14 protein-coding genes are annotated in these 14,136 nt (G+C 70.3%); 6 read left to right on the top strand and 8 right to left on the bottom strand.

Going from position 1 to position 14,136, the window contains the following annotated elements:
• Nucleotides 1-26: 26 nt before the first annotated feature.
• The 6 genes from Q392_RS09330 to Q392_RS09305 all read right to left on the bottom strand — a co-directional run bounded on the left by Q392_RS09330 (nt 27) and on the right by Q392_RS09305 (nt 6,598).
• Nucleotides 27-992: a Bug family tripartite tricarboxylate transporter substrate binding protein gene (locus Q392_RS09330; RefSeq protein ID WP_038205268.1), complete on the bottom strand. Its 966-nt coding sequence runs from the start codon at nt 990-992 to the stop codon at nt 27-29.
• A gap of 246 nt (nt 993-1,238) precedes the next feature.
• Complete coding sequence (locus Q392_RS09325; RefSeq protein WP_038205265.1) at nt 1,239-2,750, bottom strand: tripartite tricarboxylate transporter permease; 1,512 nt, start codon at nt 2,748-2,750, stop codon at nt 1,239-1,241.
• Nucleotides 2,751-2,760: 10 nt separating this feature from the next.
• On the bottom strand, nt 2,761-3,249 hold the full coding sequence (locus Q392_RS09320; RefSeq protein ID WP_038205262.1) for a tripartite tricarboxylate transporter TctB family protein: 489 nt from the start codon (nt 3,247-3,249) through the stop codon (nt 2,761-2,763).
• Nucleotides 3,250-3,376: 127 nt separating this feature from the next.
• Nucleotides 3,377-5,236: a GspE/PulE family protein gene (locus Q392_RS09315; RefSeq protein ID WP_038205259.1), complete on the bottom strand. Its 1,860-nt coding sequence runs from the start codon at nt 5,234-5,236 to the stop codon at nt 3,377-3,379.
• A 70-nt stretch (nt 5,237-5,306) separates the two neighbouring features.
• Complete coding sequence (locus Q392_RS09310) at nt 5,307-6,071, bottom strand: class I SAM-dependent methyltransferase (protein WP_038205257.1); 765 nt, start codon at nt 6,069-6,071, stop codon at nt 5,307-5,309.
• Nucleotides 6,071-6,598 (bottom strand): DNA-deoxyinosine glycosylase, encoded by a 528-nt coding sequence (locus Q392_RS09305; protein WP_051953151.1) that lies wholly within the window; start codon nt 6,596-6,598, stop codon nt 6,071-6,073. Before Q392_RS09305 ends, Q392_RS09310 begins: the two co-directional genes overlap by 1 nt.
• Nucleotides 6,599-6,625: 27 nt before the next feature.
• On the opposite strand from Q392_RS09305, the gene Q392_RS09300 reads away from it, so the two are divergent.
• Entirely contained in the window at nt 6,626-7,447 is an 822-nt protein-coding gene (locus Q392_RS09300) for a mechanosensitive ion channel family protein (RefSeq protein WP_038205252.1), read from the top strand.
• 220 nt (nt 7,448-7,667) lie between these two features.
• Here Q392_RS09300 and Q392_RS09295 read toward each other — a convergent pair whose 3' ends face one another.
• Both Q392_RS09295 and Q392_RS09290 read right to left on the bottom strand, forming a co-directional pair.
• Nucleotides 7,668-8,114 carry a hypothetical protein gene (locus Q392_RS09295; RefSeq protein ID WP_038205249.1) on the bottom strand — a complete coding sequence of 149 codons (447 nt, stop codon included), beginning with the start codon at nt 8,112-8,114 and terminating at the stop codon, nt 7,668-7,670.
• A 182-nt stretch (nt 8,115-8,296) separates the two neighbouring features.
• The gene (locus Q392_RS09290; protein ID WP_038205247.1) at nt 8,297-9,148 is read right to left on the bottom strand and encodes a TatD family hydrolase; all 852 of its coding nucleotides are present in this window, start codon (nt 9,146-9,148) and stop codon (nt 8,297-8,299) included.
• Nucleotides 9,149-9,237: 89 nt separating this feature from the next.
• Here Q392_RS09290 and Q392_RS09285 point away from each other — a divergent pair, with 89 nt between their 5' ends.
• The 5 genes from Q392_RS09285 to Q392_RS09265 are packed head-to-tail and all read left to right on the top strand — an operon-like array spanning nt 9,238 to nt 14,135.
• Nucleotides 9,238-10,218 carry a S1C family serine protease gene (locus Q392_RS09285; protein ID WP_038205236.1) on the top strand — a complete coding sequence of 327 codons (981 nt, stop codon included), beginning with the start codon at nt 9,238-9,240 and terminating at the stop codon, nt 10,216-10,218.
• A gap of 22 nt (nt 10,219-10,240) precedes the next feature.
• A complete protein-coding gene (locus Q392_RS09280) occupies nt 10,241-11,263 on the top strand; it encodes an AAA family ATPase (protein ID WP_038205234.1) in 1,023 nt (340 codons plus the stop codon).
• The gene (locus Q392_RS09275) at nt 11,260-12,249 is read left to right on the top strand and encodes a DUF58 domain-containing protein (RefSeq protein ID WP_038205231.1); all 990 of its coding nucleotides are present in this window, start codon (nt 11,260-11,262) and stop codon (nt 12,247-12,249) included. Before Q392_RS09280 ends, Q392_RS09275 begins: the two co-directional genes overlap by 4 nt.
• Nucleotides 12,250-12,306: 57 nt before the next feature.
• Nucleotides 12,307-13,344: a VWA domain-containing protein gene (locus Q392_RS09270; protein WP_038205473.1), complete on the top strand. Its 1,038-nt coding sequence runs from the start codon at nt 12,307-12,309 to the stop codon at nt 13,342-13,344.
• A gap of 29 nt (nt 13,345-13,373) precedes the next feature.
• A complete protein-coding gene (locus Q392_RS09265; RefSeq protein ID WP_038205228.1) occupies nt 13,374-14,135 on the top strand; it encodes an SDR family NAD(P)-dependent oxidoreductase in 762 nt (253 codons plus the stop codon).
• Nucleotide 14,136 lies beyond the last annotated feature (1 nt).

Below are 14,136 nucleotides of genomic sequence, written 5' to 3'. Positions count from 1 at the left end.
CGGACAGGGGAAAGGACCGAAGGCGATCACTCGTTGACGATCTTGCGCTCGACGATGATCTTCTTCCATTTGGCCGCGTCCTGCGCCACCAGGGCGGCGAACTGCGCCGGCGTGCCGGTGGCGGGCTCGATGCCCAGCTTGGCCAGCTTGTCGCGCAGTTCGGGGTCGCTCACCGCCTGGTTGGCGGCCGCGTTCACGCGCGCCACCAGATCGGCCGGCAGGCTCCTGGGCCCGAACAGGCCGAACCAGGTGGTCGACTCGAAGCCGGGCAGCGTGTCGGCCACCGGCGGCAGGTCGGGCGCCAGCGGGCTGCGCTTCGGCGAGGTGACGGCCAGCGCGCGCAGCCGCCCGTCGCGCACGAAGGGCAGGCCGGTGGGCAGCGCGTCGAACAGCAGGTCCACCTTGCCGCTCATCAGGTCGGGCATCGCCAGCGCCGTGCCCTTGTAGGGAATGTGCGTGACGAACACGCCCGCCATCGACTTGAACAGCTCCGCCGTGAGCTGGACGATGGTGCCCGGCCCGCTGGACGCGTAGTTGAGTTTGCCGGGGTTCTTCTTCGCGTAGTCGATCCACTCGCGCACGCTCTTGGCCGGCGAGTCGTTGGGCACCAGCATGATGCTGGGCGCGTCGCCAACGTGGCCGATGGGCGTGAAGTCGCGCACCGTGTCGTAGGGCAGCTTGTTGATCGACGGCCCGATCGAATGGGTGCTGGTGGTGGCCAGCAGCAGCGTGTAGCCGTCGGCCGGCGCCTTGGCGGCCAGGTCCGAGCCGATGGCGCCGCCGGCGCCGGGCTTGTTGTCCACCACCACCGCCGCGCCCAGCTTCTCGCTCATCTTCTGCGACAGGGTGCGCGCGAACAGGTCGGTCGCGCCGCCGGCCGGGAAGGGCACGATCAGGCGGATCGGCTTGCCTGGGTACGTCTGCGCGAAGGCGCGGGAAGCGGGAAGCAGGTTGGCCGCGGCGGCGGCCAGCATCAGGTGTCTGCGTTGCATGGATGTCTCGGGTGAAGGCGCCGGCACGGCGGAAAGCGCCGCGGCCCTCCTGCGCGCGGCGCTGTCGCGGCCGATTGGAACCGGAGGCCCCGCGCGAAGGAAATGGATTTATCTGATGAATCCATGATTTCTGCGCATTTATCTCAGGCCCGACCGAGGCGCCGCGCCAAAGAAAACGGCACCCGAAGGTGCCGTTGCGTGCGCTTGCGCCGCTGCAGCCGAACGGCTGCCGCGCTCGCAGGCCCGTCATTCCTCCACGAAGGCTTCCTCGCGTTTGGACTTCACGGCCGGCAGCAGCACGATCACGATCATCAGGGCCGAGGCGATCAGCAGCCCCGCCGAGATCGGCCGCGTGACCAGCACCGACCAGTCGCCGCGCGAGAGCAGCAGCGCTCGGCGCAGGTTCTCCTCCATCATCGGCCCCAGGATGAAGCCCAGCATCAGCGGCGCGGGTTCGCAGCCCAGCTTGATGAAGCCGTAGCCGATCACGCCGAAGATGGCGACCATCCAGATGTCCCAGGTGTTGTTGTTGGTGGAGTACACGCCGATCGCGCAGAACAGCACGATGGCGGGGAACAGCCACTTGTAGGGGATGGTCAGCAGCTTGATCCACATGCCGATCATCGGCAGGTTCAGGATGATCAGCATCAGGTTGCCGACCCACATCGAGGCGATCAGGCCCCAGAACAGGTCCGGGTTGCTGGTCATCACCTGCGGACCGGGCTGGATGTTGTGGATGGTCATCGCACCCACCATCAGCGCCATCACCGGGTTGGGCGGGATGCCCAGCGTCAGCATCGGGATGAAGGAGGTCTGGGCGCCGGCGTTGTTGGCCGACTCGGGGCCCGCCACGCCGCGGATGTTGCCCTTGCCGAAGGGCACTTCGCCCGGCTTGAGCTTCATCTTCTTCTCGAGCGTGTAGGCCGCAAAGGACGACAGCAGCGCGCCGCCGCCCGGCAGGATGCCCAGGCAGCAGCCGAGCGAGGTGCCGCGCAGCACGGCGGGCACCATGTTCTTGAAGTCTTCCTTGGTCGGCCACAGGTGCTTGACCTCGGAGACCATCACGTCGCGCTCTTCCTCCGGCTTGGCCAGGTTGGAGATGATCTCGCCGTAGCCGAACACACCCATGGCGATGGCGATGAAGCCGATGCCGTCGGTCAGCTCCGGGACGTCGAAGCTGTAGCGCGCCACGCCCGAGTTGACGTCGGTGCCCACCAGGCCCAGCAGCAGGCCCAGCACGATCATGCCGATCGCCTTGAGCAGCGAACCCGAGGCCAGCACGACGGCGCCGATCAGGCCCAGCACCATCAGGCTGAAGTACTCGGCCGGGCCGAACTTGAAGGCCAGCTCGGTCAGCGGCGGCGCGAAGGCGGCCAGGATCAGCGTGCCCACGCAGCCGGCGAAGAAGGAGCCCAGGCCGGCCGCCGCCAGCGCAGGTCCGCCGCGCCCGGCCTTGGCCATCTGGTGCCCGTCGATCACCGTGACCACCGAGGCCGATTCGCCCGGCAGGTTGACCAGGATGGCGGTGGTGGAGCCGCCGTACTGCGAGCCGTAGTAGATGCCGGCCAGCATGATCAGCGCCGCCACCGGCGGCAGCGCGTAGGTGGCCGGCAGCAGCATGGCGATGGTGGCCACCGGGCCCAGGCCCGGCAGCACGCCGATCAGCGTGCCCAGCAGGCAGCCGATGAAGGCGTACATCAGGTTCTGCAGCGAGATCGCGTGGCTGAACCCGAGCGAGAGATGTTCGATCAATTCCATGGTGCGGGTCTCAGCCGGTGATGAAGGTCGGCCAGACCTGGAACTGCAGGTTCAGGCCGACGATGAAGGTGAGATAGCTGCCCACGGCCAGGACGGTGCCGAGGATCAGCGACAGCTTGAACGACGAGTTCGGCGCTGCGAACCCGCTGATGATGACCAGCGCATAGATGGCGATGATCAGCCCCATCGCCGGCAGCCCGATGCTGGGCAGGCCGCCCAGCAGGATGCCGAACGCCACGTTGGCGGCGATGATGAAAACCAGCGGGCGCCAGGCGATGCTGCCGATCGGCTCGCCGTCGGACGTCTCTACCACCAGCGAGCCGAAGATCACGCCGAGGCCGATGAGGGCCATGAGGATGCCCAGCATGAGCGGGAAGTACCCCGGCCCCATGCGGGCGCCGGTGCCCACGGTGTAGGTGGTCGCGCCCCACGCGAAGGCCACGCCCACCACCGCGAACATCAGGCCCGCAAAAAAGTCCTTGCGGCTTTTCAGTTTCACGAAGCTCTCCTGATACAGATCAAACCCGTGAATTCTTAGTCAGCCTGCGGTCAGCTTCGATGTGGATTCCACCTAGCGAAGCGCCAGGGAAAACACCTATGGGCCACCGGCGCAGCGCGGCCGGCAGCTACTCGATCGGCGGCGTCGCGCTGAGCACTTCGTCGAGCGTGGTCAGCCCCTCGGCCACGCGCAGCACGCCGGCCAGGCGCAGCGGGCGCATGCCGTCGGCCACCGCCTGCCGCCGCAGCGCGTCGATGCTCGGCGCCTTGCCCAGCAGGTTCTTGAAGGGCTCGGTGACGGCCAGCAGTTCGTACAGGCCCATGCGGCCGCGGTAGCCCGTCATGCGGCAGTCCACGCATCCTACCGGGCGGTAGGCCCTGACCTGCCCGTTGATCTTCCACGGCGCCACCACCTCGGCCAGGCGCTCGGCGTCGAGGCTCTCGTCGGGCTGCTTGCAGGCCGGGCACAGCGTGCGCACCAGGCGCTGGGCCAGCACGCCCAGCAGCGTGGCGTTGATCAGGTAGGCCGGCACGCCGAGTTCCATCAGCCGCGTGGTGGCGCTGGGCGCGTCGTTGGTGTGCAGGGTGCTGAACACCAGGTGGCCGGTGAGCGCGGCCTGCACCGCCATCTCGGCGGTGTCGAGGTCGCGGATCTCGCCGACCATGATGATGTCCGGGTCCTGCCGCATCAGGGCGCGCAGGCCCTCGGTGAAGCCGAAATCGAGCTGCGGCTGCACCTGCGTCTGGTTGAAGGCCGGCTCGATCATCTCGATCGGGTCCTCCACGGTGCTGACGTTGACCTCCTCCGTCGCCACGCGCTTGAGCGTGGAATAGAGCGTGGTGGTCTTGCCCGAGCCGGTGGGACCGGTGACGAGCACGATGCCGTGCGGCCGCGACACCAGCTGCTCCCAGCGCTGCGCGTCCTGCGGCGGGAAGCCCAGCGCGTCCAGGTCCTTGACGGCGTTGTCGGGGTCGAAGATGCGCATCACCATCTTCTCGCCGAAGGCGGTGGGCAGGGTCGACAGGCGCATCTCCACCTCCTCCGTCGCGCCAGCCGCCGCCGGGCCGCCCCAAGGCGGCTGCGCCCCCTCGGGGGGCAGCACGGCGGAGCCGGGCGTGGGGGCACGCATTCTTCGGGTCTTGATGCGGCCGTCCAGCGGGCGGCGCTTCTCGACCACGTCCATGCGGCCGAGCAGCTTGATGCGCGCGATCATGGCGTTCATCACGCCCAGCGGCATCTGGTAGGCGGGGTGCAGCACGCCGTCGATGCGGAAGCGGATCACGCCCTGCTCGCGCCGCGGCTCCAGGTGGATGTCGCTGGCGCGCTGGTCGAAGGCGTACTGCCACAGCCAGTCCACCACCTGCACCACGCTCTGGTCGTTGGCGTCGAGCTGCTTGTTGGACTTGCCCAGCTCCACCAGCTGCTCGAAGCTGGCGCTGCCGCTGCTGCCGCCGAGCTTCTGCGCCGCGCGCACCGACTTGGCCAGCGCGAAGAACTCGGCCGTGTAGCGCTGGATGTCCTGCGGGTTGGCCACCACGCGCCGCACGGTGCGGCGCGCCTGGCGCTCCACCTCGGCGATCCAGTCGGCGAGGAAGGGCTCGGCGGTGGCGACCACCACCTCGCTGGGCGTGACCTGCACCGGCAGCACCTTGTGGCGCTCGGCGTAGGCGGCGCTCATGGTGTCGGCCACTTTGCCCACGTCCACCTTCAGCGGATCGATGCGCAGGTACTCCAGCCCGGCACGGCCAGCCAGCCACTGGGTGAGCGATTCCAGGTCCAGCGGCTTGCCGTCGGCCTCGCGCGCCATCGCCACGTTGGCCAGACGCACCAGCGGGTGCTGGCGGCTTTCCACCTGCGCGCAGCGGGCGATGGTGCGCTGCGCCTCGGCCGGCGAGATGACGGCGTCGCGCGCCAGCCACTCGATGAGCTGGCGCAGTTGCAGCGGCCCCTCGGGCCCACGGGTGGAAGCGGAAGGGACAGCGCTCATTGGATAACCTCCGTGCTTCGCACTGCGGTGCGAGCTTGCTTGGGGCGGCCCGGCGCGGCGCTCATGCCATTCATGATGACACGGGCTTGAACACCCGCAACCATTTCGGCGCGGGCAGCCCCCAGCGCGTCTGGATCGCCTGCGCCCGCTCGGCCAGGCGCTCGCGCTTCGGCCGCTCGGGGCTGCGCTGGGCCAGCACCACCGTGTTGCCCTCGCGCGTGGGCTTGAAGGCCCACAGCGCCTCGGGGCCGAAGGCGGCGGCGATCTTGGCCAGGCTGCGCTCGTAGCTGGACGAGCGGCCGAAGAGGTTCACGGTCATGCAGCCGTCCTCGGTCAGCAGGCGGCGGCAGTCGATGTAGAAGGCCTCGCTGTCGAGCACCGGCGCGGCGGCCTCGTGGTCGTACAGGTCCACCTGCAGCGCGTCGACGGCGCCCTGCCACTCGTCCTTGCGGATCTCGCCGGCCGCGTCGGCGATCACCACGCGCAGCTTCGCGTCCTCGGGCGGCAGCTTGAACCAGCCGCGGCAGGCGGCCAGCACCTGCGGGTTGAGCTCGATGGCGGTGGTGCGCATGCGCAGCTGCTTGCGGCAGAACTTGGTGAGCGCGCCGGCGCCCAGGCCGAGCTGCATCGCATGGCGCTTCGGCACCTCGGCCGGCGCCACGAACAGCAGCCAGGCCATCATGCGCTGCACGTACTCCAGCTCGATCTCGTAGGGCGCGTCCAGCCGCATCGAGCCCTGCACCCATTCGGTGCCCAGGTGCAGGTAGCGCACGTCGCCCCAGTCGGAGAAATTGACCTCGGGCAACAACGAAGAAAGGGGAGCGCGGCCCGCCATCAGACCAGCCCGTGGCGGACCATCACCTCGCGCCAGGCGCGGGCCTTGTCCTCGAAGCGCATCGCCGCATGCGCCGGGCTGGTGGAGGGCAGCCGATAGGCCGGCACGCCGGGCGGCGCCGCATGGCGCGCCTGCCTGTGGCTCTCGGCACCGTTGTGCGCCACGGCCGCCAGCCGCGGCAGGTGCAGGCCGGCGATGTCGTTGGCCTCGGCATCGCGGATGGCGGCGTCCAGGCTGCCGACACGGCGGCAGCGGGCGTAGACGTCCCACAGGCCCAGGCCGCGGTCGAGCAGCCATCTGCCACGTTCCTGATAGCTGTCCGCGGGCAGCGGCTCCTGGGGCCAGATGGCTTGCAAGATCTTCCAGAACTGGTTGTGGGGGTGCGCATAATACTGGCGCTGCGCGAGGGAGCGGGCGCTGGGAAAGCTGCCGAGCACCAGCACCACCGTGTGCGGCGACGCGAGCGGCGGCAGCCCCTCCAGCCAGGGCCCTTCTTGCACGGGGCCGTCGGAGCGGGTCGGCGTCATCGAACCAGAAACGAAGGAAGAGGGAACATGGAGAACATCACTGCGGCATCCGCCTGGGCCTTCCTCACCACGCAGGGCGTGGACTTCGGCCTGAAGGTGCTGGGCGCCATCGTGGCCTGGCTCATCGGGCGCTGGCTCATCAAGATGGCGCTGCGGCTGATGGGCGGCGCCCTGCAGCGCGGCGGCTCGATCGACCCCACCCTCAGCGGCTACCTGCAGTCCATCGTCGGCGTGCTGCTGAACGTGGTGCTGATTCTCGCCATCCTGGAGCTGTTCGGCGTGCGCACCACCTCCTTCGCCGCGCTGCTGGCCGGCGCGGGGCTGGCCATCGGCACGGCCTGGGGCGGGCTGCTGACACACTTCGCGGCCGGCGTGTTCCTGCAGGTGCTGCGCCCGTACAAGGTGGGCGACTTCGTCGCCGTGGCGGGCGTGACCGGCACCGTGAAGGAGCTGGGCCTGTTCGGCACCACGCTGGTGCTGCCCGACAACGTGGTCGCCACGGTGGGCAACAACAGCGTGCTCTCGGGCACCATCCAGAACTACAGCACGCTGGGCTGGCGGCGGGTGGACACCACCGCCAAGGTCGCCAACGGCGTCGACGTGAACGACGCCATCGCCCGGCTGAAGACGGCGGTGGCCGCCATCCCCAACGTGACGAAGGACCCGGCACCGGACGTCGAGATCCTCCAGTTCACCCCCGAAGGCCCGCTGCTGGCCGTGCGGCCCTACACCCACACCGACCACTACTGGCAGGTCTACTTCGACACGCACAAGGCCATCGTGCAGACTTTCGGTGCGGCGGGCTACCCGGTGCCCGAAACGCCGATGGTGCAGCGCCGGACGGCCTGACGAAAAAGGCCCCTCGGGCAACCGCTTCGCGCTTGCCCGATCCCCCGAGGGGATGCTTTTTGTCTTGGGGCGGCCCGGCGACAAAAAAGACCCCTCGGGCAACCGCTTCGCGCTTGCCCGATCCCCCGAGGGGATGCTTTTTTGTCTTGAGGCGGCCCGGCGACAAAAAAAAAGACCCGCCGAAGCGGGTCTTTTTTTGCATGGCGCTCTCGCAACCTGCTTACTGCTTGGTCGCGTCATGCTGCGGCGTGCCGGGGATCTTCTCGCCGATCTTGTCGCCCGTGTTGCGCATGCCGTCGGCTGCCTTGTGGCCGACGTTCTCGGTGGCGTCGACGGCCTTGCCCACGCCCTTCTTGGTCGCGTCGTAGGCCTTCTTGCTGGTCTTCTTGGTGGCGTTGTAGGCCTTCTTGGTGCCCGACTTCGTGGCGTCGTAGGCCTTCTCGCTGGTGTTCTTGGTGGCGCTCCAGGCCTTCTTGGCGCCGCGCTCGGTGGCGTCCACGGCGTCCTTGCCGGTTTCCTTCACGTCGCGTCCGACTTCCTTGGCCTTCTCGGTCGCCGTGGGCTCGGAGGTGGTGGTGGCATTCGTCTGCGCAACGGCCGTCAGGCCCATCGAGGCCAGCGCCAGCACGAGGGCAGCGGGGAGGAATCGCAGAGTCGTTTGCTTCATGGAATGGTTCTCCTTCTGTGGAATGGGGCATCGCGCCCGTGGCGTGGTGCCACGCAGGTCGAACGCCTGCCATGCACCGCAGGATGACACCAAAAACGCCGCCTGGCGCGGCTGGCCGGCGGGTTGCGCCTTCGGCCTACAGGGCGCGTCGGCCTGGCGATGACACGGCGATGGGACGCCGGCTACACGCCGCCGTCCGGCGCCAGCAGCGGCGCGAGCCGCGGCAGGGCGGCGCAGGCGTTGCGGGTGGTGGCCGCCGCCAGCGCGTCGACGGCCAGGCCGCGCAGGGCAGCGATGTCGCGGGCGATGCGCGGCAACTGCGACGGCTCGTTGCGCCCCTGCGGCTGCCCGGCCTCGCGCTCGGTGCGCGTGCGGTAGAGCCAGAAGGGCGGGATGTCGGGCGCGTCCGTCTCCAGCACCATCGACTCGAGCGGCAACGAGGCGGCCAGGCGGCGCAGCTGCAGCGCGCGCTCGAAGGTCACGGCGCCGCCGAAGCCGAGCTTCAGGCCCAGTTCGATGCAGGCCTGCGCCTGCTGCGCGCTGCCGTTGAAGGCATGCGCGATGCCGTGCCAGGGCACGCCGGCGCCGGCCTGGCGCAGGTGCATCAGCACCTTGTCGACGGAGCGGCGCACGTGCAGCAGCACCGGCAGGCCGTGCGTGCGCGCCAGCTCGAGCTGCCGGCGCAGGAAGCGCTCCTGCCGCGGGCCGTCCAGGCCGGGCACGAAGAAGTCCAGGCCGATCTCGCCCACCGCGACCAGGCGCGGATCGTCCTGCCGCCGCTGCAGCTCGCCGGCCAGCGCGTCCAGCGCCGGCCCTTCCGCCTCGGTGCCGGTGCACATCGGATGGATGCCCAGCGCGTAGGCGTCGCCCTGCCGGTGCGCCATCTCGCGCACCGTGGCGAAGTTGCCGGGCGCGACGGCGGGGATGACGCACAGCGCCACGCCGGCGGCGCGTGTGCGCTCGCTCACGGCGGGCGCCTCGGCGCCGAACTCCGGCGCGTCGAGGTGACAGTGTGTATCGATGAAGACCGCCATGCGGGGATGATGCCGCAACGCATGCACGGCGCAACGAAGCGTGCTACCGTGAAGTCGTTCCTGCATCCGACACATTGCGGAGGTCCACGATGCGCAGGCCAGCCCACTACAGCAGCTCGCCCCGGAGCGCCGCGCCCGAGGCCGAAGGCGCGCCGCCGGAGGCCGCCGCCGAGGCGCCGGCCGTCGCGCCGGCTTCGGCCCCCCCGAAGGCCCGGCGTGGCCGCCGCGCCGCGGCGGCCGCCGTGCTCGCCGCGGCCGCCCTCGGCCTGGCCGGCGGTGCCGGCTACCTGTGGCCGCGCGCGCCGGGCCAGGTGCTGACGCAGAAAGACATCGACGCCGCCGTGCTGCGCACGCTGCAGAAGGAGACGCTGCCCTCCCCCGCCGCCCGCGCGGCCGAGGCGGTGCGGCCCTCGGTGGTGCGCGTGGTCGGCTACGGCGAGGAGAAGAAGACGCCCGCCGCCAAGACGGAAAAGCGCGGTCGCAACCTGGCCAAGGGCAAGGCGCCCGAAGCCGCCGAGCCGCCGGGCGAGGTCGAGCGAGGCGTGGGCACCGGCGTAGTGATCGTCGACAAGGGCGTGATCCTCACCAACCTGCACGTGGTCGCCGGCGCCGACACCATCAAGGTCACCTTCTTCGACGGGCTGGAGTCGCCCGCCACCCTCACCGGCGTGCAGCCCGAGAACGACCTCGCGGTACTGCAGGCGCAGAAGATCCCCGACGACCTGATCGCCGCCACGATGCGCTCCACCGCCGATCTGCGGTCGGGCGACCAGGTGGCGGCGGTGGGCTTTCCCTTCGGCATCGGGCCGTCGGTGTCGGCCGGCGTGGTGTCGGGCCTGAAGCGCTCCTTCCGCTCGCCCGAGGGCAAGCAGGAACTGGACAACCTGATCCAGTTCGACGCGGCGGCCAACCCCGGCAACTCCGGCGGGCCGCTGGTGAACATGGACGGCGAGGTGCTGGGCATCGTCACCGCCATCCTGAACCCGACGCAGCAGCGCACCTTCATCGGCATCGGCTTCGCGGTGCCCATCGAGAACGCGGCCTCGGCCGCGGGCTCGCCGCCCTTCTGACCTTTAGTCCGAGGACCGACGCATGAGCCAGGAAGACATCACCGCCGCCGCCCCCACGCCCGCCTCCACCGCCGAGCTGATGGAGCAGATCCTCTACCAGGTCAAGCGCGTGGTGGTCGGGCAGGACCGCTTCCTGGAGCGGGTGATGGTCGCCATGCTCGCCGGCGGGCACCTGCTGGTCGAGGGCGTGCCCGGCCTGGCCAAGACGCTCACCGTCAAGACGCTGGCCGACACCGTGCGCGGGCAGTTCAAGCGCATCCAGTTCACGCCCGACCTGGTGCCGGCCGACCTGGTGGGCACGCGCATCTACAACCAGAAGACGGGCGACTTCACCACCGCGCTGGGCCCGGTGTTCGCCAACCTGCTGCTGGCCGACGAGATCAACCGCGCGCCGGCCAAGGTGCAGAGCGCGCTGCTGGAGGTGATGCAGGAGCGCCAGGTCACCATCGCCGGCGAGACGCACAAGGTGCCGCGCCCCTTCCTGGTGATGGCCACGCAGAACCCGATCGAGACCGAGGGCACCTACCCGCTGCCCGAGGCGCAGGTGGACCGCTTCATGATGAAGGTGCTGGTGGACTACCCGAGCGAGGAAGAGGAGTTCGTGATCGTGCAGCGCGTGATCGGCGACACGCCGGAGGCGGTGCCGGTGGCCACCACGCTGCAGCTGGCGCAGCTGCAGGCCCAGGCGCGCAAGGTGTATGTCGACCCCTCGCTGATCCAGTACGCGGTGCGGCTGGTCTCGGCCACGCGCAACCCCGAGAAGTTCGGGCTGAAGAACACACGCGCGCTCATCACCTTCGGCGCCAGCCCGCGCGCCACCATCAACCTGACCGAGGGCGCGCGCGCACTGGCGATGCTGCGCGGCCGCAGCTACGCGCTGCCCGAGGACATGAGCGACCTCGTGCCCGACGTGCTGCGGCATCGCATCACGCTGTCGTACGAGGGCCTGTCGGAGGGCCTGACGCCCGACGTGCTGGTCGAGCGCATCATGAAGGCCGTGCCGCCGCCCGCGCGCCCGCTGGAACACGAAAGACAGGTGGCGTGATGGCCTGGTGGCGCAAGTCCAAGCCCGGCGGCGCCGCCAACGACGAGCGCCCGCTGGAGACGGCGCAGGCCGCCGAGCGGCTGCTGCGCCGGCTCGAATGGACGGTGGTGCGCCGCCTCGACGGCCTGCTGCAGGGCGACTACCGCACGCTGATGCGCGGCGCCGGCCTGGACCTGGCCGACCTGCGCGAGTACCAGCTGCACGACGACGTGCGCCACATCGACTGGAACGTGACCGCGCGGCTGCAGCAGCCGCACGTGCGCGTGTTCACCGAAGACCGCGAGATGGCCGCCTGGTTCGTGCTGGACCTCAGCCGCTCGGTGGACTTCGGCTCCGGCACGCGCGCCAAGCGCGAGATCTCGCAGGGTTTCGTCGGCGTGCTGGCACGGCTGCTCACGCGCCACGGCAACCGGGTCGGCGCGCTGGTCTACGGCACCGAACTGGAGGCGGTGCTGCCGCCGCGCGGCGGCCGCCCGCAGGTGCTGCAGCTCCTGCACCGCATGGCGCGCCGTGTGCCGGAGGCCCGCGGCACCAAGGCGCAGAAGGGCATGACGCGGCTGGCCGAGCTGCTGCGCTCGGCGGCGGCCATGATGCCGCGGCGCTCGATGGTGTTCGTGGTGTCCGACTTCCTCTCCGAGCCGGGCTGGGAAAAGCCGCTGGGCCACCTGGTGCAGCGCCACGAGGTGGTGGCGGTGCGCCTGTTCGACCCGCTGGAGCGCGAGCTGCCCGACCTGGGCCTGGTGCCGCTGACCGACGCCGAGACCGGCGAGCAGATGTGGGTGGACACGCACGACGCGGGCTTCCGCCGCCGCTTCGCCCGCATCGCGGCCGAGCGCGAGGCGCGGCTGCGCGAGGCGCTGGCCCGTGCCGGCGTGGACACGCTCGAACTCTCCACCGACGACGACCTGGTCGATGCCGTGGTGCGCTTCGCCGACATGCGCCGGCGCCGCGTGCGCCACGGCCGCGCCGCCGCCGCGATGGCGTGACGCATCATCCCTACCGGTATGCATATGGACTTCTCCACCTTGCTCCGGGGCCTGCCGATGGGCTTCCTCTGGCCCCAACTCCTCTGGCTGCTGGCCGCGGTGCCGGTGCTGGTGCTGCTGTACGTGTGGCTGCTGCGCCGCAAGAAGAAGCTGGCGGTGCGCTATGCCAGCCTGTCGATCGTGCGCGAGGCGATGGGCCCGGGCCAGTCGATCCGCCGCCACCTGCCGCCGCTGCTGTTCCTGCTGGCCCTGGTGGCGATGATGATCGCGGCCGCGCGGCCGCTGGCGGTGGTGACGCTGCCCTCCAACCAGCAGACCATCATCCTGGCGATGGACGTCTCGGGCAGCATGCGCGCCGAGGACGTCAAGCCCAACCGCCTGATGGCCGCGCAGGAGGCGGCCAAGGGCTTCATCAAGGACCTGCCGCGCAACGTGAAGGTGGGCGTGGTGGCCTTCGCCGGCAGCGCCAACGTGGCCCAGCTGCCCACCACCAACCGCGACGACCTGACGGCGGCGATCGACTCCTTCCACCTGCAGCGCGCCACCGCCACCGGCAACGCCATCGTCGTCTCGCTGGCCACGCTGTTCCCCGACGCGGGCATCGAGGTGACGGACTTCAGCCCGGCGAGCCGCCGGCAGGGCATCCCGATCGAGCAGGCCGGGCGGCAGAAGAAGGAGTTCACCCCGGTGCCGCCGGGCTCGTACAGCTCGGCCGCGATCATCATGCTCACCGACGGCCAGCGCACCACCGGCGTGGACCCGATGGACGCCGCCAAGGCCGCTGCCGACCGCGGCGTGCGCGTCTACACGGTGGGCATCGGCACGGTCGACGGCGAGACCATCGGCTTCGAGGGCTGGTCGATGCGGGTGCGGCTGGACGAGGAGACGCTCAAGGCCGTGGCCAAGCAGACCGCCGCCGAGTACTTCTACGCCGGCACCGCCACCGACCTGAAGAAGGTCTACGACACGCTCAGTTCGCGCCTGACGGTGGAGAAGAAGGAAACCGAGATCTCCGCCCTCTTCGCCCTGGGCGCCGCGCTGCTGGCGCTGCTGTCGGCCGCGCTGTCGCTGCTCTGGTTCAATAGGCTGCTTTGACCTGCGGCAACGAGGAAGGCAGTCGGGACATGTTCGATCTGAGCGGCAAGGTCGCCCTGGTGACGGGCGGCAACGGGGGCATCGGCCTGGGGCTGGCGCTGGGGCTGGCGCAGGCCGGCGCGCGCGTGGCGGTCGCGGCGCGCAACGAGGCCAAGTCCGCAGGCGCCGTCGAGCAGCTGCGCGCGGCCGGCAGCACGGACAGCTTCGCGCTGCCGATGGACGTGGCCGACGAGGCCTCGGTGCAGCGCGGCTTCGACGCCCTGGCCGAGCGCTGCGGCGCGCTGCACATCCTCGTCAACAACGCCGGCACCACGGTGCGCAAGCCGGTGGACCACCTTGCGCTGGCCGAGTGGCAGCAGGTGATGGACACCAACCTGACCAGCGCCTTCCTGTGCAGCCGCGCCGCGCATCCGCTGATGAAGCGCGCCGGCGGCGGCAAGATCATCAACATCGGCTCGATGATGTCGATCTTCGGCGCCCCCTACGCGCCGGCCTACGGCGCCAGCAAGGGCGGCATCGTGCAACTGACCCGGGCGACGGCGGCCTCGTGGGCCGTCGACAACATCCAGGTCAACGCGATCCTGCCGGGCTGGATCGCCACCGAGCTGACCGACGCCGCCCGCAGCCAGGTGCAGGGCCTGAACGAACGCGTCATCGCCCGCACCGCGGCCGGCCGCTGGGGCCAGCCGAAGGACCTGGCGGGCACGGCCGTGTTCCTGGCCAGCGCCGCCTCGGACTTCGTCACCGGCACGGCGATCCCGGTGGACGGCGGCTACTCGATCGCGGCCTGAG

The sequence above is a fragment of the Xenophilus azovorans DSM 13620 genome, assembly GCF_000745855.1.
Classification (GTDB): Bacteria; Pseudomonadota; Gammaproteobacteria; order Burkholderiales; family Burkholderiaceae_C; genus Xenophilus; species Xenophilus azovorans.
This window is presented reverse-complemented; position numbering and strand designations above follow the sequence as displayed.